General features: G+C 50.8%; 20 protein-coding genes and 1 pseudogene. 6 read left to right on the top strand and 15 right to left on the bottom strand.

Annotation, left to right across the window (positions count from 1 at the left end):
- Nucleotides 1-6 precede the first annotated feature (6 nt).
- From ilvN to NNL21_RS19985, 3 genes are all read right to left on the bottom strand, one after another.
- Nucleotides 7-501 carry an acetolactate synthase small subunit gene (gene ilvN, locus NNL21_RS19995; RefSeq protein WP_204819733.1) on the bottom strand — a complete coding sequence of 165 codons (495 nt, stop codon included), beginning with the start codon at nt 499-501 and terminating at the stop codon, nt 7-9.
- The gene (gene ilvB / locus NNL21_RS19990; protein WP_204819732.1) at nt 498-2,195 is read right to left on the bottom strand and encodes a biosynthetic-type acetolactate synthase large subunit; all 1,698 of its coding nucleotides are present in this window, start codon (nt 2,193-2,195) and stop codon (nt 498-500) included. The genes ilvN and ilvB overlap by 4 nt, the downstream gene beginning before the upstream one ends.
- 770 nt (nt 2,196-2,965) lie before the next feature.
- Nucleotides 2,966-3,235 carry a spore coat protein GerQ gene (locus NNL21_RS19985; protein ID WP_204819731.1) on the bottom strand — a complete coding sequence of 90 codons (270 nt, stop codon included), beginning with the start codon at nt 3,233-3,235 and terminating at the stop codon, nt 2,966-2,968.
- Between the two features lie 299 nt (nt 3,236-3,534).
- Here NNL21_RS19985 and NNL21_RS19980 point away from each other — a divergent pair, with 299 nt between their 5' ends.
- Together NNL21_RS19980 and NNL21_RS19975 are read left to right on the top strand one after the other, a co-directional pair.
- Entirely contained in the window at nt 3,535-4,065 is a 531-nt protein-coding gene (locus NNL21_RS19980) for a TetR/AcrR family transcriptional regulator (protein ID WP_204819730.1), read from the top strand.
- 102 nt (nt 4,066-4,167) lie between these two features.
- Nucleotides 4,168-4,734: an NAD(P)H-dependent oxidoreductase gene (locus tag NNL21_RS19975; protein ID WP_204819729.1), complete on the top strand. Its 567-nt coding sequence runs from the start codon at nt 4,168-4,170 to the stop codon at nt 4,732-4,734.
- A 25-nt stretch (nt 4,735-4,759) separates the two neighbouring features.
- Here NNL21_RS19975 and NNL21_RS19970 read toward each other — a convergent pair whose 3' ends face one another.
- Entirely contained in the window at nt 4,760-5,629 is an 870-nt protein-coding gene (locus NNL21_RS19970) for a DMT family transporter (protein ID WP_204819728.1), read from the bottom strand.
- A 535-nt stretch (nt 5,630-6,164) separates the two neighbouring features.
- Here NNL21_RS19970 and NNL21_RS19965 point away from each other — a divergent pair.
- Nucleotides 6,165-6,428 (top strand): hypothetical protein, encoded by a 264-nt coding sequence (locus tag NNL21_RS19965; protein ID WP_204819727.1) that lies wholly within the window; start codon nt 6,165-6,167, stop codon nt 6,426-6,428.
- On the opposite strand, the gene NNL21_RS19960 is transcribed toward NNL21_RS19965, so the two are convergent.
- The 9 genes and pseudogenes from NNL21_RS19960 to NNL21_RS19925 form a co-directional block, all read right to left on the bottom strand.
- On the bottom strand, nt 6,429-7,934 hold the full coding sequence (locus NNL21_RS19960; RefSeq protein ID WP_507176566.1) for an OmpL47-type beta-barrel domain-containing protein: 1,506 nt from the start codon (nt 7,932-7,934) through the stop codon (nt 6,429-6,431).
- 111 nt (nt 7,935-8,045) lie between these two features.
- Nucleotides 8,046-9,028, bottom strand: a pseudogene (locus tag NNL21_RS37045) (DUF4855 domain-containing protein); the annotation flags it as partial.
- Nucleotides 9,029-9,842: 814 nt separating this feature from the next.
- Nucleotides 9,843-11,399: an extracellular solute-binding protein gene (locus NNL21_RS19955; protein ID WP_204819726.1), complete on the bottom strand. Its 1,557-nt coding sequence runs from the start codon at nt 11,397-11,399 to the stop codon at nt 9,843-9,845.
- Nucleotides 11,400-11,509: 110 nt separating this feature from the next.
- Nucleotides 11,510-12,376 (bottom strand): carbohydrate ABC transporter permease, encoded by an 867-nt coding sequence (locus NNL21_RS19950; protein WP_204819725.1) that lies wholly within the window; start codon nt 12,374-12,376, stop codon nt 11,510-11,512.
- A 99-nt stretch (nt 12,377-12,475) separates the two neighbouring features.
- Nucleotides 12,476-13,411, bottom strand: coding sequence for an ABC transporter permease (locus tag NNL21_RS19945; protein WP_204819724.1), 936 nt, complete (start codon nt 13,409-13,411; stop codon nt 12,476-12,478).
- Nucleotides 13,412-13,585: 174 nt separating this feature from the next.
- Nucleotides 13,586-15,808, bottom strand: coding sequence for an AraC family transcriptional regulator (locus NNL21_RS19940; RefSeq protein ID WP_204819723.1), 2,223 nt, complete (start codon nt 15,806-15,808; stop codon nt 13,586-13,588).
- Between the two features lie 586 nt (nt 15,809-16,394).
- Nucleotides 16,395-16,712, bottom strand: a complete 318-nt coding sequence (locus NNL21_RS19935; protein ID WP_204819722.1) for a hypothetical protein — start codon at nt 16,710-16,712, stop codon at nt 16,395-16,397.
- 105 nt (nt 16,713-16,817) lie between these two features.
- On the bottom strand, nt 16,818-17,456 hold the full coding sequence (locus NNL21_RS19930; RefSeq protein WP_204819721.1) for an NAD(P)-dependent oxidoreductase: 639 nt from the start codon (nt 17,454-17,456) through the stop codon (nt 16,818-16,820).
- 82 nt (nt 17,457-17,538) lie between these two features.
- Nucleotides 17,539-17,976 (bottom strand): Rrf2 family transcriptional regulator, encoded by a 438-nt coding sequence (locus NNL21_RS19925; RefSeq protein WP_204819720.1) that lies wholly within the window; start codon nt 17,974-17,976, stop codon nt 17,539-17,541.
- Nucleotides 17,977-18,241: 265 nt separating this feature from the next.
- On the opposite strand from NNL21_RS19925, the gene NNL21_RS19920 reads away from it, so the two are divergent.
- Both NNL21_RS19920 and NNL21_RS19915 read left to right on the top strand, forming a co-directional pair.
- Nucleotides 18,242-19,024: a helix-turn-helix domain-containing protein gene (locus NNL21_RS19920; RefSeq protein ID WP_204819719.1), complete on the top strand. Its 783-nt coding sequence runs from the start codon at nt 18,242-18,244 to the stop codon at nt 19,022-19,024.
- A 174-nt stretch (nt 19,025-19,198) separates the two neighbouring features.
- A complete protein-coding gene (locus tag NNL21_RS19915) occupies nt 19,199-20,095 on the top strand; it encodes a phytanoyl-CoA dioxygenase family protein (RefSeq protein WP_204819718.1) in 897 nt (298 codons plus the stop codon).
- Nucleotides 20,096-20,227: 132 nt separating this feature from the next.
- Here NNL21_RS19915 and NNL21_RS19910 read toward each other — a convergent pair whose 3' ends face one another.
- On the bottom strand, nt 20,228-20,764 hold the full coding sequence (locus NNL21_RS19910; protein WP_204819717.1) for a YhfM domain-containing protein: 537 nt from the start codon (nt 20,762-20,764) through the stop codon (nt 20,228-20,230).
- A gap of 70 nt (nt 20,765-20,834) precedes the next feature.
- Nucleotides 20,835-21,944, bottom strand: coding sequence for a kanamycin nucleotidyltransferase C-terminal domain-containing protein (locus tag NNL21_RS19905; protein WP_204819716.1), 1,110 nt, complete (start codon nt 21,942-21,944; stop codon nt 20,835-20,837).
- Between the two features lie 167 nt (nt 21,945-22,111).
- On the opposite strand from NNL21_RS19905, the gene NNL21_RS19900 reads away from it, so the two are divergent.
- Nucleotides 22,112-22,618 (top strand): GNAT family N-acetyltransferase, encoded by a 507-nt coding sequence (locus NNL21_RS19900; protein WP_204819715.1) that lies wholly within the window; start codon nt 22,112-22,114, stop codon nt 22,616-22,618.
- Nucleotides 22,619-22,688: the final 70 nt, after the last annotated feature.

Here is a 22,688-nt window from a genome sequence, read left to right as displayed (position 1 = left end):
CTCCCTTTACTTTACCGCTGCATTCCCTCGCATCAATGCAGTTGTGCCTGTGCGAGATAACTCCACAATGCCATACACGCGCAGCAAATCGATAATCGCGTTTATTTTGTCGAGATCCCCTACTGCCTGAATAATCATATCGGCTGAGCCGATGTCGACAATCGAAGCTCTGAATACATCGACTATACCGACAATTTCCGGTCGTTTCAACGGCTCCGCCTTTACCTTAATCAAGGCAAGCTCCCTGGCTACCATGGCATGATCCTTAAGATGGTTAACCTTCAGCACGTCAATCAGCTTGAACAGCTGCTTCTCTATTTGTTCCAGCGTCCGATCATCGCCGGCAGTCACGATGACCATTCTCGACAGCCCCGCCTCTTCGCAATTCCCAACCGTGATGCTGTCGATATTGAAGCCGCGCCGGCCGAACAATCCCGAGACACGCTGCAGAACGCCAGGCTGGTCGTTCACTAAGACTGAAATCGTATGCTTCTTTATCATGCCATATCCCCCAATTTCATCTGATCTAATGTATCGCCGCTGAATACCATCGGATATACATTTTCCTCTGACGGCACCGTGAACTCCACCAGCACGGGCCCCAGTGTCCGCAGCGCCTCCTGCCAAGCTTCCAGCGCCTCTTGTTTGGTTCCCGCTCTTAGCCCTCTAACGCCATAGGCTTCGGCCAGCTTGACAAAATCCGGGCTTCCCGCCAGTTCGATATGGCTTAAACGGTTGTCATGAATCAGCTCCTGCCACTGTTTGACCATACCCAATACTTGATTATTAATGACGACAATCTTGACCGGGATGTTATGAATCGCGCATACAGCTAATTCCTGCGCGCACATCTGCATTCCCCCGTCGCCGTTGATGGATACGACCAGCCTGTCTGGATTTCCGATTTGAGCCCCGATGGCGGACGGGAACCCGTATCCCATCGTGCCAAGACCTCCTGATGTTAGGAGTGAACGAGGGTGGTTGAATTTGTAGAACTGTGCGGTCCACATCTGATGCTGGCCGACATCCGTTGTAATAATCGCTTCACCGTTCGTGGTTTCACTGATCATCTCCAGAACATATTGCGGCTTTAGCACGGTATCGGAATCCTTGTATTGCAGCGGATATCGTGTTTTGTTATTCACGATTTCCTCGATCCAGCTGCCTGAACGAGCTGGCCCGGCCTTCGTAATCGCATAGGCCAGGACGGCTTGGATGTCGCCGATACAGGCAATGTCCGTTCGTACGTTCTTGCCAATCTCGGCCGGATCAATATCAATATGGGCGACTTTCTTGGCTTGCGGAGCAAAGCCATCCAGCCTCATTGTGACCCGATCATCAAACCGGGAGCCAATCGAGATGATGAGGTCGGCGTTCTGAATGGCGGTATTGGCGGCATAGGTCCCGTGCATGCCGGGCATCCCAAGCCAAAGCTCATGAGCACTGGGGAATCCGCCAAGCCCTTGAAGCGTTGTGGTTACGGGAATTCTCGTTCGATCCGCGAACGCAATCAGCTCCTGAGAAGCATTCGAATGCACCACCCCTCCGCCGGCAATGATGACCGGCTTCTCCGATTCGGTAATCGCTTGAATGAGTTTATCGACCTCCGTTCGGTCCGGCTGCGGAGCGCCCTTGTAGCCGCGTAATTGGATGGGTCCGGATGGTTGTATGCGCATCAGTTGATTGGATACATCCTTCGGAATATCGATTAGAACCGGCCCTTTTCTTCCGGTGTTTGCTATATAGAAAGCCTCTTGTATGATTCGCGGCAGGTCATGAACATCACGAACCAGATATCCGTGCTTCGTTATGGGCATTGTGATGCTTACGATATCTGCTTCTTGAAAGGCATCTGTCCCCATAACAGCTGTAGGCACATTACCTGTGATGACCACGATCGGTACCGAATCCATATAAGCCGTTGCAATGCCTGTGACTAGATTGGTGGCCCCTGGCCCCGAGGTTGCAAGGCATACGCCTACCTTCCCTGTGGAACGGGCATAGCCGTCGGCCGCATGAATGGCACCTTGCTCATGACGGGTCAGAATATGCTTGAAATCCGGATTGCCGACCATCGCGTCATAAATGTACAGGACATTGCCTCCCGGATACCCGAATACACATTCAACCCCTTCCGCCAGCAAGCCGCGCAGAAGGACCTCGGATCCCGTAATTTGTTCCGCTTTATTCATCATGAAGACCTCCTCAACTTATTCATGGATCATTCATTACCGTTCGCCTGGCGCAGAAGTACGCCATGCGCGCAGAAAACCCCTTCCATCCACAACCGGCAGCATGCTGCCAGGTTAAGGGACGAAAGGGGTTATTTTCGCGGTACCACCCTGATTTGCCGAGGATCTTGCGAGCTTCGGCCTCATGAGGTAAGGAAGCTTCCTTACCTGCAGCACGATATCGTGTGCCACTCCGTTTGAGACTACTCGCCAAGACCGGTTCGGCTTTCGAATCAACAGCTCCGAGATGACTTCGTACGGGAGGATTACGGCGAGGGTTTCAGCGTTCCCCCCGCTCTCTGGACATAAGAGCTCCTGTACGTTTTTCTCTTCATCGCCTATTGCGCTATATATACAGAAAACCCCTTCCATCCACAACCGGCAGCATGCTGCCAGGTTAAGGGACGAAAGGGGTTATTTTCGCGGTACCACCCTGATTTGCTGAGAATCTTGCGATCTTCAGCCTCATGAGGTAAGGAAGCTTCCTTACCTGCAGCACAGTAACGTGTGCCACTCCGTTTGAGACTACTGGCCGAACCGGTCCGGCTTTCGAATCAACAGCTCCGAGGCGACTTCGTACGCGGGAATTATGGCAAAGGTTCCAGCAATCCCTCTGCTCTCTGGGCATAAGAGCCCTGTACGTTTTCCTCATCATCACAATCTGATGTTTTAGTTGGATCTTATTATAGCACAACGTAAAAATGATGCAATTGTCTTTTTTCAGGGACATAGCCTTATTTTTTTCTGGTCAGCGACTCCACAGGCTCATCGAACGTAATGTAATCGATATCAACTGTCAGCAGCAAATAACGCATACCTGTTTCAGGATCCGCGATAATCGTGTAGCCCCTTCCGGCGATCTCAATAATACCTTTGAAAGTTTTATCCTTCCATTCCGGATTATCCTTGAACGTCATAGAGAAAGCAGCCATTTTACCTCGATTTAATTGTAGAAATCTAGTGAATTTTGTTCCCGGTATCTTTTTCCTGTAAAACTTCTTCATATCATTACCATCCTCTCATCGTAAGCCGTTCCTATATTTATATGAGAGTGTTTATATGATTCTTGGACTTCTGGTGGTTCGGGCATCCTGCCGGAGGCATGTTCCATATTGGACCCCACAAAGTGATGCTAAGCTTTGCAGCTGATGCCGTTTACGTTCCGGGGACCCAGACAAGCACGATAGAACCTTTTTTTATGGAGTTGAAAATAGACCTTGCGCAGGCCGGAACATTATGTTAAATTGGCTTTACGAGTTATTGATTGATTAATCAATAAACGAATGGAGGTGAATACGAACCCATGGATAAGCTTTCCTCACGCAAGGAAGAGATTCTCGAAGCCGCCGTTTATGTTTTTGCATATAAGGGCTACTTCAAGGCTACAACGGCAGACGTCGCGAAGCACGCGAAGATTTCACAGCCCTATGTATACAATTTTTACAAAAGCAAAGAAGAGCTGTTGCTCGCTGCATTGGATCGGGCTATGGATAGAATTGTCACAGCCTTCTCGAACATTACGGGCGATTCTGCAACGATTGAAGCAGCAATGATTACTTCATATGAGGGGTTAATGAATACTCATAAAGAAGAGATTTTGCTTCAAGTTCAAGCTTTGGCGATCCGTGAACCGGCTGTTCAAGATCTTATGCAGCAAGGACTATGTCGGATCAAAGACTATGCGCTGCACAAATTCAGAGAAGCCGGCATTCAAGATTGCGAACAACGAGCTGCTGATTTTATGGCCAGAGGGATGTTATGCAATGTTGCCCTCGCCTTAGACTCGAAGGAGCTAACACCGCGGGGCATTGCAGAGAAAAAGAATGGAGCTTAGCATTCTTTTTTTGAGAAATATTTATTGATCAATCAATAAACTAACGGCCGACTAAAATGAACGACTATCCTAATTCCCCCCAAATTGAGAGGAGCCTATTCCATGAATCATTTAATCGTAATCGCCCATCCATCCCCGAAGAGCTTTAATCACGCCCTGATGAAAACCGCTGTCGATGGCCTTCAATTGAAAGGTCATGACGTGGTGGTCCGGGATTTATACGCCATCGGTTTTCAGCCTGCTGTCAGCAGCAGCGAGCTCCTTGGCGGTAATGGCGATGATATCCTTCAGGAACAGAAACATCTGCTATGGGCCGATGTCGTCACCTTCATCTATCCCATCTGGTGGACGGGGCTTCCGGCCATCATGAAGGGATACATCGACCGTGTCTTCTCTTACGGCTTTGCCTATAAGTATGTGAACGACGTCCAAATGGGTCTTCTTAAAGGTAAAAAAGCCGTTATTCTTAATACGCAAGGAAAGTCGCATGTGGAATACGCCAAGAGCGGCATGGATCAGGCGCTGCGATTGACTTCCGATAAAGGAATCTTCGAATACTGCGGATTCGAGGTCTTATACCATCTATTCTTCGAATCGGTACCGGGCTCGGATGAACAAACACGGCAAGCCTGGCTTCAGCAGATCGCAGACATGGCGAGTAAAGCGTAAGAAGGAATCGCTGCTTTGAGTACATTTACGCCCTTCTGTTCACCATATAAATACTCGCAAGGATGCAGAGCAGTCCAGCCAGCAGTGTGAGCGTAACCGATTCGCGGAGAAAGACTGCGCTGGACAGAATCGATACGAGCGGGATAAGGAATGTATAGGAGGCGACCTTGCTCGCCTCTCCGGCAGCGATCAGCTTATAGAAGACCAGCCAGCCGAGGGCAATGACGAACACCGCGATGAAAAGCAGGCATGCCACAAAGGCTGGATCCCAGTCGATATCGGACCAGTTCTCGATCATCGAGCCCGCAGAAGTCATGAACAGCCCGCCTATCATCAATTGCAGCGTGACGAGCCAAATGGGGTCCGCGAGCGGCCCCTTCTTCTTCACATATATCGTTCCCAGCGCCCAGCAGAGCGCCGTTCCCAAAGCCAGCAGGATCCCCATCGCAGACACATGAAAGGCCAAGCCTCCACTGCTTATAATGCCAACACCGGCGAAGCCGAGCAGCAGACCGGTCAGCTTGATGCCATTCATGGATTCGCCCAGCCACAGCCAGGAAAAAATACCGACCAGCACCGGCTGCAAGAACACGATCGCCGAGAATAGCCCGGCTGGCAAATGGTTCAGCCCGATCGTCTGCAGACCGTAATATAACACCACATTCAATAAGGCTGACATGAGATAGATGGGCCATGTTTCCTTAAAGCGCATTCTCCCGAAATTGGTGAGCGCGACCGGCAGCAGAAGCAAGCCGCCGAGCAGCGTCCGAATTCCGGAGAACAGCACCGGCGGCACGTAAGCAAGCGCGATCTTCGATAACGGCCAGTTCACGCCCCATACGATAACCAAGAATACAATCAGCAGACCCGTCTGCAGCTTCGTTCGTTGAATCATGATGTACAATCTCCTCGTTGTTCCTGTAGCCGCATGTCGCGAACTTCTACCAAACGATTCTACGCTCCTTTGTCCGCGTTGGCAATTCCAATTTGATTTCCTGCGTTTGCATTCGGGACTAGAGGGGTGTAGTTCTGCCATTTTGGATGACGCGGTCGCACACGGGTTGGGATGTTGAGCGGTAATTTAGACCCAACAATCGTTTACAGTGAGGTCTACGAAGACGTGATTAATAAGGTATTGGTCTCAGTGCCTACTGATGCCAACCCTCGTGTTAAAAAGTATGTATAGCCCCAGTGACGTTTTATCGTCCCGAAAGGGTGCTCAACGATTGCCGCTCTTTGCTTGCCATTCCGCCGGCTGGCGGATCAACTACAGCGGAATGATGATTTGCGAAAAGTTTACGATGATATGAACGAGCGTTGTATCTACGGTTCCAGATCAGCTCGTACGGGCTGAAACCGGTTGCAGCTCAACGATTGGTGTACGGACACTGTTGATTTGTTTGCCATTAAGAAGAAGGTAGTGCTTCCAGGTGGAGCAATCTATAAAGCGCGTGTCTGGTGTGCCAGCTACAATTAGTTCAGCTGCAGCTCATCATAAGCCTTTCCAGCTTCAGCTTACTTGGAGCCAGTTGAAGTCGGAAAGGCTTGTTGCCCGCGTTCAAAGCTCAATTATAGAAAAAGCCGCCAATCCCGCTCTTAGCGTGGGGTTTGCGGCTTTTTCGTCCTATTTTCGGGATAGTCATACGTGGGTGCTGCCCATTTGGGACAGCCCGCCGCCTGCGATTGCAGGTTGATTACAGCGCCCGCGCGATGCGCAGCAAAATCGTTGCTGCTTCGCTGGCGATATGTTTTCCGGCTTGCGCCTCTACCTGATTGATAAAGCTTTTTGCATTGCCTTGCTCCAGCTTGCTCTGCAGGCTGTTTGCGATCCCTTTATTGTCGATCCAGCCGTCGGTATAGAATTTTTGCACCAGCGCCTTTAAGCTGTCCAGACTGGCGGCAACTTGGAAACGAACGACACTGCTTGCCGTATTGCCCGACAAATCAGCGGCCGTAACAGTAAATTCATGCGCTCCCGGCTCCAAATGATACAAGTCGACCACAGAACCGGCTTGCACCGCTTTTCCATCCAGCATCGCCACAGTCTTCGAGGCATCTACGCCAGATAAAGCGTCGCTTACCGCAAACTGCAGCGTTAATTTATCAGCACTCGTATAAGTCCCGTCGACCGGCGCGGCGATCGTGATGACAGGAGCTGCAGCATCGATCTTGAAGTTAACCGCCTTCGCCTCTTCCACGTTTCCTTCGCTGTCTGTCGAACGGTAGCTGATGCTGTAGCTGCCATCCTTGTCAAAAACAAGCGGCTGCGTATAGGTCTGCCAGCTCGTTCCGCCATCCAGGCTGTATTCGGTTTGCGCAATGCCGATTTCCTTATCCTCAGCCGTCAGGCTGACCGTTACCGGCTGTTTGTACCAGCCATTTTGCCCATCCGGCTGTTCCGGCGAAACTGCAGCGGTTGTGACCGGAGCCGTCTGGTCAGTCTTGCCGTTAATGCCGAGAACTTCGATTTCATCGAGGAAGACCCAGACGTTGACCGGGAATTCGACTTTGACGTAACGGGCATACACTTTATCGGCTCCCGCATTCCCCGGCACACCGTCTTTTGCCCCGTCCCATCTCATGAACTCGGCCGAGGCGCCATTTTGCGATGGTGTCGGAGAAACGGTTGCCAGCTTGCTCCAGGATTGCCCATCCGATGAAACGGAATACGTGACGTTCTGAGGGAAATAGATGCCAGGCCCTTTATCCTGAAGAAAATGGGCTTTAATTTGACCGATCGATTTGTCGCCACCCAAATCAAATGTGATTGTGCGACTTCGTTCCTCAGGGTAGTCGTTTCCCGCATGGCCCTGCCACTGCTCGTTGCGGAAATCCTCACCGCCGAATTGGCCGTTCGTAAGTTCGTTCCCGGAATCGGGATAGTTGCTGTTAGCCCGCCGCGAAATCGTATAGGTTTGGCCAAGAACCAGATTGCTGAGACCCCAGCCGTCAGACCAAGCTTGAATGAGAACTTGGGCGTAGGAATCAAGCACCGATGCTGCCGAGACCGATATCAACCCTTGCGCTTGGACGGCAGGGTCATGAATATGCGCGAGAAAATCCTGCATATATGTTACAGCTTCATTCGGTTTGTTTTCGTCCAGAAGCTGCTTGATAATCTGCAAACGATACGACAACTCATTGCCAAAGGCTGAATTGATTTCATTCGACGAAATATAACGGTGTACAAGCTCCGCCATCGTCTCCGGCGCCGGGCTGCTGTCGATGGCGTACGTTCCGTTCAAATACTGGTACAGCCAGTCATACATTAAGCGCAAATTCGGATCCTGGCTTGCCCCCAAGTTGTACACGGCATTATTGCCTTGATAGTAAGCTCTGAAACCATTTTGCATCAGACCGCTTCTGACGCCGCTGTCCAAGTATTCGATAAAACGCTCGCGGAGTACGGGATCTGTCAGCATCCCGTCATCGAATTCAACTTCGTTCCCCATCCCGTACCGCTTTGCATTATTCGCGGCATCTTCCAAACGGTCGGAATCCATTCCGCCAAAGAAGTAATTCGGCTGGTAGGCGGCGGCGTCCACCCCGACGTCTTTCCACATAAACATTTTGTAAGCCAAAGAGTGAGGAATCCAGAAAACCTTCATGTTCATGGCGTGCACTTTTTCCGTCACCGCGAGAATCATGTCCGGTCCCGATTCGGATATCTCGATTTGTTCCGGCATCCAGTACATGCCGACAAGCTCAAGATTAGAGTAGTTTTCAGCCTGCCATCTTTGCCGGACCTGATCCAGCCACCACTGCACCGCTTTTTTTCTGTTTTCAAACGCCTTTTCTTTGCCTGCGGCGGAGTCGTTGAAATTTAATGAACCGCTACCGTCAATGTCGCCGAAATCCGTTAAGGATTCCTGGGATTCGGAATCATTAACACCGTCTTGACTTTATGATCAGGCTGGGTCAGCTTGGCTCCGACTTCTTTGGCAGCCTCATTCAACTGCTGCATATCCCCCGAGGCTGCAAATGTTTTATCCAAATACCATTTCCAATCGTCCAGATTCGCATGTCCAAGACCGAAATCGCGGCCGGAAGGCGAAGCTATCCCGAGATATAGAACGCCGTCAAAGAGCCAATCGACTGGCTCGCCGTCTTTATTTACATAGCTGATGTTAGGGATAATCCGTTCCTTGCTCCAATCGCCCAAACCATTCGCGTAATGTCCGTTATACAGCAGATTCAGATTCCGTATACCGGCTGTAGCTTCCCCCGGCTCCAAAAAATGAGGCTGCTCGGCCGGAACCTTTACTGCCCCGTCAACCTTGCCGTCCGTACCCATAATTTCGATTTCGTCAATATATTCCCATAGCGAATGATGCATCGTAAAGGCTACCTTCACATAACGGGCATAAGCCAGCTTGCCATCCGTATTCCCGCCTTTGATTCCGTCCCGGCTGCCATCCCATTCAAAGGTCTCTTGTCTGGGCGGTCCTTCTCCCCAGAGCAGCTGGGTGGCGTTATGGGAAAGCAGCCCCCAATTTTCTTTATCGTCGGAGACATACATCGATACCGACAACGGAACGAGGATCGAATTCGCAGGATAGTCTTGAAAAAAACGAGCGGTAATCTTCCCGATCGACTTTTCCTCACCCAGATCGAATACGACTTCACGCGTTTTTCCGCGCAGATGTCCTACCCATGCCGGGTCATTCATATCCAATGTGCCGTATTTTCCATCCGTAAGCTTGTATCCGTCATCGGGATGCGACGCTTCTGGCGCTTCGGACCATTCGTACGGGAGGCCTGCCGCGAGATTACGGAAATTCATCTGCTCCGCTGCCGATGATGCTGCCTGATTTGCGGACGCAGCCGTAACAGGCGAGTTCGCCTGCAACGCAGAAACCGGGGTCATCAGCAAAACTGCTGCCATTAGGAAGGATCCCCATTTTTTATTCAAAATCATCCAGATCAGCTCCTTTTTTTATCTCGAGTACAGAAATACCTGAAACCTATACCCATTTTGTGGTGAATGCTTGATGATCCCCCTTTCGTGAAATCAGACTATCCTTCGCTGCGGCTGCGTTTCTTACTACCGATAACGAGAGGCCCCTCCGCCAAAGTGCAGTGCAATCCAGGGAGGTGCCAGCTCGGTTCTATTGCTCCTTCGCCGCCAGAAACTCATCGATCTGCTTTTGTAGCTCCTGCTGAATTTTTTTGAGGGCGGGGCCGGCCTCCGCTTCGAATTTCTTCAATGTATCCTCCGGATCGATAACTCCGTTGAACAGCGCCGTGTAATATTGCCCATCAACTGTATTGTACTGGCTGACCTCGTTTTGCACCGGGGTACTGTCGAATTCGAAGCCGGCCAAAATATCGGTGGTGAACATGTCGGCATCGCGAAGCACGGCATCCATCTCCTCATTCTGCGGATCGCCACCTACAACACTGCGCTCATCGAACGGATTCCATAGCCAGACGTAGCCGAACGCGGAGTAGCCGGATGTATCCAGGTTTTTCATTTTGTCCTCTCCTGCCGCTTCCCAATGCTTCCCTTCGATGCCGTAAGAGAGCAGGTCGTAGTTTTCCTTCTCGTTCGCCCAGTTTAGGAACATAATCGCCCGCTCCTTGTTTTTGCTTACCTTCGGAACGGCCAGGAAATTCCACTGCTTAAAGTTGGTGATGTTCGCGCCCTTCTCCGGATTAAAGAAGGTGACCGTTTCCAGCTCGCCGTTCGGTACGTTGTTCTTGAACGTGTTCTTGAGGGGATCGCCGATGCCGAACGCGCCGTTCGTGACGATTGCCACTTTGCCTGCCGAGATCGGCTGGTGAAAATCTTTCGTCGTCAAAATGTCCTTGAAAATCAGTCCGTCGGTAAACCATTTGTGCGTATTCGCCAGCCACGTTCCGATCGGCTCCCGCTCCTCCAGCAAATTGTAAACTTTGCCGTCATTGTTCTTGTAGTAGAGCATTAGGCTGTTGCCCAGCGCGTGGGTCGGTCTGACATGAGTTTCGTAATCGTTCAGCGCATGGTGAGCGACAAATGAATAAGTGGCGGAGCCTGCGGTCATCGGGATGATGCCTTTCTCCTGCTCCTTCACCTTGTAGGCGAAAGCGATCAAATCTTCATAGGTTTTAATCGGCGGTACACCGAGCTTCTCGCGAATGTCTTTGCGCACCATGTAGGAATTGCCGGACATGTAGCTGACGCCGAGCGGAACGGCCATAATTTTGCCGCCGTACTTGTTGTAGTCCCACATTTGCCGAGGCCGTTTCTCCAGCACCGTCTTGCCGTACTCGGCCAGCAGGTCGTCCAGCGGCTCATAGAAACCGCTTGCAATCATCTGATTGATGTGCAGCCACGGCGCATCGAAGATAAGATCAATGTTTTCGCCGGAAGCAAGCGTCACCTGCGTCTTTTGCGCCAGATCGGACCAGGGCACGAACACGACGTCGAGCTTGACATTGATCGAATCCTTCATTCGTTTCTCCGCTTCGGCGATGACCAAATCCATATCAGGCGGCCGGTCGCCGGGAATCATAATTTTCAGCGTCACCTCCTCCAGCTTGGCGTCACCGCCGGCGCCGGTACTGTCTCCGGTCTTGCCCGAAGGTTCGGACGGCTTCCCTTCTCCTTCGTTCTTCCCCGTGCAGCCTGCAAGCGCGACGAGCGCGATCAACAGCACGAGCGCGGTGGACAAAAGTCTTTTCATGGTTGATTCCCCCTGTTTTGAAAAAATGAAGAAAATAGGCGGATGGGCCGGTTCATAAACGGATGCAGCCTGCAGCCGAACGGCCAAACGCGCCACACTCCTTTGCCTTCCTACCCTTTTACCGATCCAAGCGTCAAGCCTTTAATGAAGAAGCGCTGAATGAACGGATAGACGAACACGATCGGGCCGATGGTAACGCAGACGATCGCCAGCTGCATGCCGTAGGTCGGCACGACGACGTTGTACTGCGTCTGGCTGCCGCTTACATAAGCCATCACATTCAAATTGGACATCAGCTGGCGGATCATCATCTGCAGCGGCAGCATTTTGTAATTGTCGATAAACAGCAGCGACAAATACCAGTCGTTCCAATATTGCAGCGCATAGAACAGGCTCACCGTAGCAATGGCAGGCACCGAGATCGGCCAGATGATGCGAAAGAAAATATAGAGATCATTGGCGCCGTCCACCGTCGCCGCTTCATTCAATTCATACGGCAGCGTCCGGTAGTAAGAGACGAGAATGAAAGCGTAGAACGGATTTAGCAGATAAGGCAAAATGAGCGCCCATACCGAGTCTTTCAGATGCAGCCAGTTGGCGATCAGCATATAAAAGCCGACCAGCCCTGCACCGAACAGCATCGTCAAAAAGGTCAAAAACGATAAAATGTTGCGGTATTTCACTTTCCGGTGGCTCAGCGTATAAGCATAGGCGGCTGTCACGAGGACGCCCAGCGCCGTGCCGACGATCGTTACAATAATCGTAATGCCGTAGCTGCGGAACACCTGCTTGCCGGAGAGCAGAAATTCGTACGCATGAAGGCTGAATTTGCCCGGCAGCAGCTGATATCCCGCCGTTTGAAGGATCGATTCATCGGCGAACGAGTTGATGAACACAATCCAGAACGGGATGAAGCAAAACAGCGCAAACGCGCTCAGCACCGCGTACATGAAAACAAGAAACAACCGTTCTCTCACAAAAGATCACACCTTAATCCATCCGGCGAAAAAGGCTGCTTGGCCAAGCCTCCACCCGCTTCGCCGAACCTTTTTAGAATACTTCTTAGAATAGTCTTGTTAGAATAGTCTTGAATCCGTGTCCACCTTGCGGGCTATCGCATTGAAGATCAGAATCGTAACAAGACCCATGCAGGACTGGTATACGATGACGGCGGAGGACATGCTGAAATTGCCCAGCTGCCGCAGTGCGCGGTACGCATACGAGTCGATGACATCCGTCGTTGGAAAAAGTACGCCATTGTCTCCGATAATCGCGTAAATCATGCCGAAATCGCCGTAGAAAATGCGGCCGATGCCAAGCAGCGCCAATACCATCACGATCGGCCGCATAAGCGGCAGCGTAATGTAGAGCATCTGCTGCATCCGGCTCGCGCCTTCGATTCGTGCGCTCTCGTAATATTCCGCGGAGATGCCTGTAATGACCGCCAAAAAAATAATGGAATTGTATCCGGCAATCTTCCAGGCGCTGATTACGGTCAGGATGTACGGCCATGCGCCGGGGGTCAAATACCAGTCCACGCCTTCGAAGCCAAGAACGGCAAGCGCGCGGTTAATTAGCCCCTCCGATGTGCTGAACAGCGTTAGCGCCATCATGCTGACGACAAGCCATGAAATAAAGTACGGTAAAAAAATGAACGATTGCGCGATTCGCTTGAACAGCCTGTTTCGGACTTCATTCAGAAAGATGGCCAGCACGACCGCGCTGCCGAGGCCGGATACGAGAAACAGCGCATTGAGGAACACCGTGTTCAGTGTTACGCGCAGCCAGTCTTTCCCGTTGAAGAAAAACTCGAAGTTTTTGAATCCGACCCATTCGCTCCCCCATATCCCATCCGATAGCCGGTAATTCTGGAAGGCGAGCAGGTGCCCAAGCATCGGCATATACGCGAATACGGCCAGAAACGCGATGCCGGGCAGCGCCAGCAGGTACAAATATCTGTTCCGCGACAGCTCGCGCACGAACGCCCCGCCAAACCTTCTCCGTCGCTTCAAAAAGCGTTCCTCCTTTCTTATTTGGCTTGCAGGATTCGAACGATGCCATCGTAGCATTCACAATGAGAATCTGCCTAGTTTTCATTGGCCTTATTCGGTTCTCGATCGGCTGATTCGCGGGGTATTGGCAGGTTATTATTTGCCTGGCAAGTTTGCAATCGCCTGATGCGCCTGCTATTTCGCGGAGTTCTCGGCAAGCCGCGGCCGCTCCATCCGCTCGTTCTTCTTGCTGTCGCGATATTGGCTCGGCGTCATGCCGGTCGCTTTTTTAAAGGCGGTGAAAAAGTGACTTTTCGTCTGGAAACCGGATTGCTCTGCGATGTCGGTGATCTGCAAGCTCGTCTGCTCCAGCAGTTCCTTGACCTTCCCGATCCGCTCATTCAAAATAAAATTGGACAGCGGCATGCCATATTGCTCATGAAACAGGTGCCGAACATATTTGCCCGTCAACGCGATATGATCCGCGATCTCTTCCACTGACAGCATCGGGTCATGAATATGGTAGCTAACATACTCTATTATTTCCTCGACCAGCTTTTCTTTGCGGTTGAAGCCTTTTCGGTCGCTAAGCAGTCGGATGATCCGGCCGGTCTCCTCCTTTAGCCATTCACGGACGTCGGCAAGCGTGGCAAACTGCCTCAGGTGATGTTCGATCCCTTCAACACTCTGGATGGACGTCATTTTGCTGAACGATTTGACAATTGCAAACAGAAGCAGCTTCAGCTGGAATTGGCACTCGGTATAATTCATCGTCTGCAAGCGCACGAACAACCCATCCAGCATCGTCAGCGCCTTCTCCTCTTTGCCGCTGCGAATGGTCTGGATCAGGCTTTCATGCACAGCCTCCTCAATCGGAGCCTGTAGATCGGCATAGCGCTCGAAATCCTGTTCGATGTAGATTTTGTCATCGCCGCTGACAAACTTGAACAAAGTAAGTTCATTCATATCGTCGTATACTTTGCGCAAATCATCATGAACGCGGCGGGCTTCGCTTTCCGCGATCGTGACGTCCAATTTGACGTAGCTGGCAACTTGCCGGCGCAGCTCCTTCAGCTCTTTGGTCAATTCGGGGTCAGGCGAGGAACTGGCCGCGCCAACGAGCACAACGAGATGGTCCGAGCCGAAATCAACCACCTCTATCGGCCGTTCCGGCCGTCCCAGCAGTTCCTCCGCGATATTGCCGATTGCATACTTGAGCAGCTTGCGCGAGACAAAATCGTACTGCTCGGACATTTCATAGTAGGAATCAATTTTGACAACGGCGAGCCGAAGCCATTCGTAGTTAAGCAGACCGGATTCACGGACAATCGCCGCTCTGGTGCTGTCGGTCAGCCTGCCCTGCAGCAGCCACTGCCGCATATATTCGGTCTTGATCAGCGGGTAATGATCGCGAAGCATGACGACTCCCTTTTCAATGACGCCGTAATCATTCTCCCCCTTCACGTCCAGCATCCGCTGCAGCTGATCCGCCAACCGGCGGAATGGCCCGACGAAACGGCGTGAATTCCAATAGGCGATCAGGAGCAGCGCCGCAAGCAGCAGCAGCGAGCAGGCGATAATGACGGTTTTGAACGCATCGGCCTTTGCCCGGAATTGCTTCATCTCTGTAATGGATATAATGGTCCATCCGAGCGATTCAAGACGGGCATAATTTACGAACGCTTCCCCTCCAGCACGGTTCAGTTCGAAGGATCCACGCTTCAATCCTGTCCGGATGTTACGGATACTCTCCTCGAGCCGCTCATCCGATTCTCCCAGGATCAGCCTGCCCTGATCATCCACAATCGAGAGCAGCACATCCGCCCTTCCGCCGCCCGAGATCAAATGCTTTTGCAGCTCCTTCTTGTCGAAAAGGACGACAAGATACCCGTCTTGGTTTTTCTGCACAGGAGTCGAAGGAAGCTGGAGCGCCAAATACGAGTTTTTCCCGATTTGGTGATCAAAATAGCGGAGGAAGGTTCCGGGATTGCGCTCGATCCGCTTCTGCATCGGCTGATCGGCGAATTCCTCGAACTGGAGCAGTCCGACTTTGGAGTCGATAACCTCACGTTTGCGCATACTGAATAAGTAAGCGGATTCAATAAAAGGCTCATTGGACAAATACTTTGTTAAAACCCGCATCGTACCGGCATTTTGCAGCAGATTGTCGGCTGAAGAATACATCCAGTTCTGAACACTATGGTCTTCGTACATATTCAGGCTGTACCATTTCAACTTTGCCAGGATGAATTCGGTCCGCTCTGCCATTTCGTCGATGCGATCCTGATTGAATGTTCCCATCTGAGAGTATGCGAATTGAGAAAATCGGTTAGCCAGAAACAACGAAAACGGTACAATCGTAATTGCGAAGAAAATACCACTGATCACAAATATGCGCCAGGATGTCGATCTGAACATAGCTGATAACCCCTTTCCCCTTCGTCATTAAAGGTTCTCTTTTGACCGGTACGTCCTATCATATAGCACCTCTTTCTCGTTTGCCTAGTTCTCATTTGTCCGTCATGTTCTGATCTTCCCGATTCTGCCCCGCTCTGCATGTTTTAAAAGCCTATCGTTCGCAATGACATGCAGGAAGACACGAATGGACTGGCGAAAGGAACAGTCGTAGATCGTAATCGAGAAAGCGCAAGATAAGATGATGACAATAGCATTGCATAAACATATCTGAGTTTTGTCAAACCAGCACACAGATTACATTATAAGTAATTATAGGTTCGATATGGTTATCCAGAAAGAACAGCGGCCTCCTCCAACAGTCTAGACACATCCCGATTGATTTCGAAATAGTATTTCCCTGCTATTCTCTCGTAGTAGGCAAATTTCTTCAGCTGCTTGGTCTTATAATCAATACAAACTGCCTGAATTAACGCCTTCTTCTATTCGATACGATTATCATCATCATCCAACAATATAAAATTTGATTGTCTACTCAAAACGAATTTGAAAAACTTAATTGCTAGTGGGTTACTGTTGGCATTGCTGCTTATATCCAAGTTATACCGGTCTTTGGTTTAAAATTATATTCTCTTTCGAGGTGCGAGAGTTCTTTGTCTAGATTCAGGTTCTCACGATAATAAATCCAAACCGTCGCATCGCCTTCTTGGATCACACCTTGAGATACCCTACTATACTCCTGGATCAGCCCATCAAATTCCTGAACATACTTCATTAAAACATCTTTTGCTATTATCTCGCTGCTGAGCATGAGCCTAGCTACGCGGGGGCGCTTGGCAAGTCCCGTGACCGGACTTTCACCGGCTAAAAGATGCGTGCCTCTGGACATATACAAAAAAGCGTCCATTCTGGGACGCTCGTTTCGTTTCGGCTTCGCAGCGCATTACGGCATGCCGCCTCCCAAGCCTCTAGGATGACCCTAAAAGCGCGAGAGGTGAATGCTGCTCCATGATTAAGACTCGGACACAAGCGTGAACCGCTCGTTCATATGCTTAGGCCGCTCGATTTCATCGACGATCGCGATGGCGTAATCCGCATAACTAACGTGACTTTCTCCTTTGGAGTTGACGATCAGATTGTCTTTTCCTGCTTGGTACGTGCCGGTACGCCTTCCCTCCGGATTGAAGAAGGCCGCCGGACTTACGAATGTCCACTTGATGCCGGTCGAGTTGCGCAGATCCTCCAGGTTTTTGCCTTGATTGGTCGCCGTCGCCTTATACAGATCCGGAAACTCCGGGGTGTCGACCAGACGTGTCGTTTTGGCTTCATCCACGTACAGGCTGCCCGCTCCACCAACTACAATCAACCGCGTATTCGTCGAACCTTGAAGGGCTGCGATCAATGCACGACCCGCTTCTACATGCAGATGCTCATGGCCGGGAGTGGCCCCGAATGCATTCACGACGACATCGAACGCGCTCAAATCCTGCGAAGTCAGCTCAAAAACATCTTTCTCGATAACCGCAGCGCCTGCTGCATCCAGCTTCGCCGCATTCCGCACAATAGCCGTCACTTGATGGCCTCTTGCCGCCGCTTCCTTTAGAATGAGGGATCCAGCTTTACCGCTTGCTCCAATTATTCCGATCTTCATGTCGAATGACCTCCAGTAAAATATAGTGTACGAAAGGGTTCGTTGTAACCACGTAAGTTACAACTAATCGAAAAAAAATTGCTTATGCCCGCGCTTCTATCTGCTTGGATAACACGTTGACCAGCTCTTCCATCGTGACGTCAGCCAGAATCTTCTCCATGGCCTCCTGTGCGCGGCTCAGCAGAAGCTCCAGCACAGCTTGAATATTGGCGCCGACCGGACATGCCGGATTCGGCTCCTCGTGGATATGGAACAACCGGCCTTCTTCTACGACATCGACAGCCCGATAGACGGCCAGCAGATTTATTTCACTCAGACTTTTCGCGAGAAAAGCACCGCCGCTTCCGGCGCGTACCGTCACCAGCTTTACCTTCTTAAGCTGTCCCAATACCCGCCGAATTATAACAGGATTGGTTCCGACGCTGCCGGCAATCCAATCCGACGTGCTATGACCGCTTGGCTGAATCGCCAACAAGGACAATATGTGTACAGCAATTGAGAAACGGCTGCTAATCTTCATCTTCTAACACCCTTTCGTTGTAATCATTATAGTTACAACAAGAGACAAAAGTCAAGCGTACCTGCTATGGCTGCCCGCTCCTGACAAACCGAATCCTTACCGGCAATTGCCGCAGCGGCTCAGCTAACCGTTTATTCCGGATTCACAGCCATCGTGCGCACAACTTAGCTTGCCCGGATAATGAATCGAATGTATAGTGAAATGCAACAAAGTTCTTACAGTTCGGAAGCTGTTGACGCGATATTGGGGAGGGCGGAGTTCAACTATGGTTGTCATTCGGAGTTTTATCGGTGCTCACGACAAAGATTGGGAAGACGAACGGCAATGGAGCCATCGGGATGCGGAAATCACCATTGTGCTGGAAGGAAGCTGCCGGTTCCGCCAAGGCGATCACGAACGAACTGTGGAATCGGGGCAGATTGTCCTCATTCCGCCCGATCTGCCCCACTCTTTCCATGCGATAACCCCCGTCCGCTTCGGAGTTCTGCTCATCAGCGGACTTCCTAGCCGAATCCGGGACTTGTTCGACAGGATGGTTATGAGCGGAACCCCTCGAATCATCGCATTGTCGCGCCTGGATCAGGATCATTATGAACGACTGTTCCGCGAATGGCTGCGCGTCCGCTCCATGCCGCTCAAAGAACCGGAGAGAAACTACCTGGCCTGGATCGAGGTGCTGCTGTTATTCATTAATGAGCATTGCTATCCTGACCAGCAAGCGCGCTCGATTGCTCACATCGGCGACTACATACGGGAGCACCTGCAGCTGCCTGTTCAAATCTCTGCTATGGCCGAGATGGCCGGGCTGTCGGAGGAAGGGTTCCGCAAACGCTTCTATAAAGTATACGGCATGACGCCCAAGCAATATCAGCAATCTTGCAAGCTTGCGGAGGCCAAATGGCTGCTCAGCTCCTCGGATAAAAGCATGCATGCGATCGCCGAAATGATCGGCTTCTCCCAGCTTCATTCCTTCTCGCTCTGGTTCAAGAAGCAAGAAGGCTGCCCCCCTACCGAATGGAGAACCCGTCAGCGGCTGTATCATCATTAAATAGGCTGTCTCAGCATGAACCATGCTTGCAGCCTTCCCTGTTAGGACCCGGAACGTCATGGTCCGGTTTTGCGTAAATTGTGTTCGTTTATGACTAACGACATCTCGCCTGGTATCCGTTATTCTTGTGATGAATTGAGAAGCACGGCCAAGACCAGAGAGGAGAAAAGCGACATGAAGGTAACCATCGGACAGCGAGAATTGGAGCTCAGGAGCAAGTACCTGACCGAATTGCGCAGCAGCAATGATATTTTGGAGGATACGGAAGCGCTTCGAGCGCGTCTGGAGGAAGAGGGATACCTGCTCATTCGCGGTTTCCACGACCGTGAACGGATTCTGTCCGCCAGAGCGGAATTTCTGCGGAAGCTGGATTCCATGGGCAGATTAGATTCAGAGGCACCTCGGGAGGAAGGCATCATCTCCCCGGACAATAAGAGCGCCATGTGGGGAGGAAGCGCGGAAAGTCTGCAGGACGATCTCCCCGGATTTGTGGATGTTGTTACTCATCCATCCGTCATGAGCTTCTTCGACCGGCTCCTTGGCGGCCCCTCGATGACTTATGACTATAAGTGGCCTCGCGCCATCGCCCATGGCGGCAATACCGGCGCTCATTATGATGTCGTATATATGGGTAGAGGCACGAAGCGTGTCTATACGATGTGGACACCATTCGGCGACACGCCGATGGAGCTGGGAACGCTCGCCGTATGTCTAGGTTCGCAGCATTTTGATCGAATCAAGCAAACCTATGGTGAAATGGACGTCGATCGCGACAATGTGGCTACAGGCTGGTTCTCTGAGGATCCTGTCGAAATCATCGATACGTTCGGAGGCCAATGGGCCACGACGGACTTCCAAGCCGGAGACGTGATTATCTTTGGCATGTACATGATGCATACATCGCTTAATAACAGCACCAACCGATATCGAATCAGCTCCGATACCCGCTATCAGCTTGCTTCCGAGCCGGTTGACGAGCGTTGGATCGGGCGCAAGCCGAAGGGGCATTATGCTTGGGGCCAGACCCCTTCGAAATCCGTTGCGGATGCTCGTAAGGAATGGGGCGTATAAGCTTGGATCGATCCTGGCAACCTGTCCACGGACCGGTGCGAGGTTCCCATCATGTAGAGATAGATCGCAGCCGCTAACCTGAAACAGGGAAGAACTTAACGGTTCTTCCCTTGTTTTTATTGCGCGTATGGATTAGACGGATTCTTCTGATGCCAGTGCCGCTTGAACCATGGTTTCCGCCAGGGTAATCTCCTGAACATCATCCACTTGGAAATTCACCTTTTTCTCTGCTTGCAGTTCTTTCGTAACCGATTGAAACAGGTCCAGCAGGTCTTGCTTGCTAGCCTCCGGCAGCCGATAGTGGCCATTCTGTCCAGATATAATCATTAGACCTGTGTTCCCGCCTGTAACCCAGAATGAGAATGAATAGCTTGTGCCATCTTTCATCTCGACTGTCGCTCCGTAATCTGGAGCGGCAATATCCAGTTTTGCCATATCGTGCTCGGCAGCTGCAATAGCCTGAACGAAACGCGAGAACATCTTCTTGTCCGTTATTGCATAGGATTGATTATGATCTTGATTCATACCTTGGTGTAAGGTAAGGAGATCGATCTGGTCGGCATCGATCTGGTTCAACCCGGGTGGAGTCTTTGCCCCCGCATTCCCGCATCCCGCCAGACCAAGCAAGCTGAGTGTTAAGATGGTCATTACTACTAGGAGCCCTCTCATACGTGCCACCTCCTTCGCAATTAACCTTCAGACTCTCATGAAGGAAAAAAGGTTGCATGACGGGCAACGATTATCTATTCTGTAAAAACGCTTCAAACTGAGCCAAGCTGTCAAACCGGCATATGTCTACTCCATGAGCTCTGAGGTGGCTCTCGAGATCTTCATTAAGACGCGCTACTGCACTTCGAAGAGGCATTAGATCATCCGGGTCAAGCAGCGTAACCAAATTCGGGAAGCCGGCTTGTACATAATATCTTTGATAATCCAGACTAGGATCCAGAGCGACCGGCCAATGCCCTTTTGCTGCATAATATAAAAATCGGGCAATTTCATCTTGAACTCCTATGGCCCAGATGAAGGCGGAGTTATAGTCATTCATTTCACAAGCCGTTAAAAGTTTATCGAAGATCCCCTTCACCTCTTCGTAGAAACCCTTCATTCGATCCGAATAGGAAGGACCTTCGGCATACGTGTCTTTGTGTTCAATCAACACTTGCAGCGTATCCTGAACGAGCTGCTCGCAAGCCGCTCTGATATCAAGGCAAACATGTGCATTCATGATCGTGTCCATCAGCTGTTTAAGATGGGTTGGCTGGAGTGGGAAATTCATGATTTGTTCCGTATTTTTGCCCCAGCCTTTCGTGAAATAGGTCTTATTCAATAGAGCGAGACTATAGAGCACGCTGGTCAATAATCCTTGAGCTTCATTGCGGTACAGGGTGATGTTCTCCGTATCGCCGCTGCGGCTCATTTTGTATAAATGCACATAAGCTTCTTGAAGCTTGGACTCTGCCTTCTCCATGAACTTCAATCCATGCCGGGGCATCTCCCCAATGGTTTCACGCAGCTTCAAGAAGCGGTCCCGGTCATCTTCCGAACGGGTATATAATAGTTTGCACTCGGCGATGATCGACGTGGATGGTTCTTCGAATGCTGCCATTCTCCCCGCTCGTTCCCAGCTGATCGGCCAGAAATCAAAGCTAATATCATCGATCACAAACTGAATACTGGCCTGATAGCCATTGGATGTAGCGGGAATGAAAAAGAAATCCAAGTCCGACCGCTTGGTAGCTGTTCCTTGCGCGCGCGACCCATAATAAGCTATTACAGCAACATCGTCCGGATAATTGTTCTGTATATAGCGGACTAGTGTATGGGCAACATCAAGAACGTTCTGCATCCTATATCCCCCTTTGTTATCCCTCTCGTATACTGTTCATTATAAGGATGAATTCCTGCTAATGGTTGTAAAAACAACTACAAACCGAATAATACTAACGCTAACGCCTGAAATAGACATCGGTAGAAATGCTCGATGATACAATGGACTCATCAGGAGGAGATCCCATGATTATAAGAACATATCAAGACTCCGACATTCAGCCGATTGTCTCTTTATTCTACGAAACCGTGCATACGGTCAATAAACGGGATTATACGCAAAAACAGCTTGATGCTTGGGCACCCCAAGCCGAGGTCGCATCCAAGCTGGCAGCTTGGACGGAATCGCTGCGCCGCCATATCACCTATATTGCCGAAATCGACGATGTCATCGTTGGTTTCTCGGACATGACTCCAGCGGGCCACTTGGATCGATTATATGTCCATAAGGAGTTCCAGGGACAAGGAATCGCCTCGGCATTGGTGAAAAGGCTTGAGTCTGATGCTAGAAGATTAGGTCTTACCGAAATCGATACAGAGGCGAGCATAACGGCAAAGCCCTTCTTCCAGCGGCACGGGTATCAGATGATTCAGCCGCAAACGTTAGAGCGGCGGGGTGTTCAGCTTGTTAACTACAAGATGATCAAGCATTTGCCGCCTGACAATCGGGACGGAGAAGCGGCCTCTGGGTGATTATGTCATACTGCTCTTTATTAGCAAGATTCGACAATATTCATCCACATCCGACCTGACTTATGATACC

Origin of the sequence: Paenibacillus mendelii, assembly GCF_024498075.1 — a bacterium.
In the GTDB taxonomy this organism is placed as follows: Bacteria; Bacillota; Bacilli; order Paenibacillales; family Paenibacillaceae; genus Paenibacillus_Z; species Paenibacillus_Z mendelii.
Note: the sequence above shows the minus strand (reverse complement) of the source record. Positions and strands in the feature narration are given on the sequence as shown.

Excerpts from the sequence above, each read along its gene's own strand:
- ilvN (WP_204819733.1), bottom strand. The coding sequence starts at position 501 with ATGATAAAGAAGCATACGATTTCAGTCTTAGTGAACGACCAGCCTGGC.
- ilvB (WP_204819732.1), bottom strand. The coding sequence starts at position 2,195 with ATGATGAATAAAGCGGAACAAATTACGGGATCCGAGGTCCTTCTGCGC.
- NNL21_RS19985 (WP_204819731.1), bottom strand. The coding sequence starts at position 3,235 with ATGAAGAAGTTTTACAGGAAAAAGATACCGGGAACAAAATTCACTAGA.
- NNL21_RS19980 (WP_204819730.1), top strand. The coding sequence starts at position 3,535 with ATGGATAAGCTTTCCTCACGCAAGGAAGAGATTCTCGAAGCCGCCGTT.
- NNL21_RS19975 (WP_204819729.1), top strand. The coding sequence starts at position 4,168 with ATGAATCATTTAATCGTAATCGCCCATCCATCCCCGAAGAGCTTTAAT.
- NNL21_RS19970 (WP_204819728.1), bottom strand. The coding sequence starts at position 5,629 with ATGATTCAACGAACGAAGCTGCAGACGGGTCTGCTGATTGTATTCTTG.
- NNL21_RS19960 (WP_507176566.1), bottom strand. The coding sequence starts at position 7,934 with ATGGCGGAGCTTGTACACCGTTATATTTCGTCGAATGAAATCAATTCA.
- NNL21_RS19955 (WP_204819726.1), bottom strand. The coding sequence starts at position 11,399 with ATGAAAAGACTTTTGTCCACCGCGCTCGTGCTGTTGATCGCGCTCGTC.
- NNL21_RS19940 (WP_204819723.1), bottom strand. The coding sequence starts at position 15,808 with ATGTTCAGATCGACATCCTGGCGCATATTTGTGATCAGTGGTATTTTC.
- NNL21_RS19935 (WP_204819722.1), bottom strand. The coding sequence starts at position 16,712 with ATGGACGCTTTTTTGTATATGTCCAGAGGCACGCATCTTTTAGCCGGT.
- NNL21_RS19930 (WP_204819721.1), bottom strand. The coding sequence starts at position 17,456 with ATGAAGATCGGAATAATTGGAGCAAGCGGTAAAGCTGGATCCCTCATT.
- NNL21_RS19925 (WP_204819720.1), bottom strand. The coding sequence starts at position 17,976 with ATGAAGATTAGCAGCCGTTTCTCAATTGCTGTACACATATTGTCCTTG.
- NNL21_RS19920 (WP_204819719.1), top strand. The coding sequence starts at position 18,242 with ATGGTTGTCATTCGGAGTTTTATCGGTGCTCACGACAAAGATTGGGAA.
- NNL21_RS19915 (WP_204819718.1), top strand. The coding sequence starts at position 19,199 with ATGAAGGTAACCATCGGACAGCGAGAATTGGAGCTCAGGAGCAAGTAC.
- NNL21_RS19910 (WP_204819717.1), bottom strand. The coding sequence starts at position 20,764 with ATGAGAGGGCTCCTAGTAGTAATGACCATCTTAACACTCAGCTTGCTT.
- NNL21_RS19905 (WP_204819716.1), bottom strand. The coding sequence starts at position 21,944 with ATGCAGAACGTTCTTGATGTTGCCCATACACTAGTCCGCTATATACAG.
- NNL21_RS19900 (WP_204819715.1), top strand. The coding sequence starts at position 22,112 with ATGATTATAAGAACATATCAAGACTCCGACATTCAGCCGATTGTCTCT.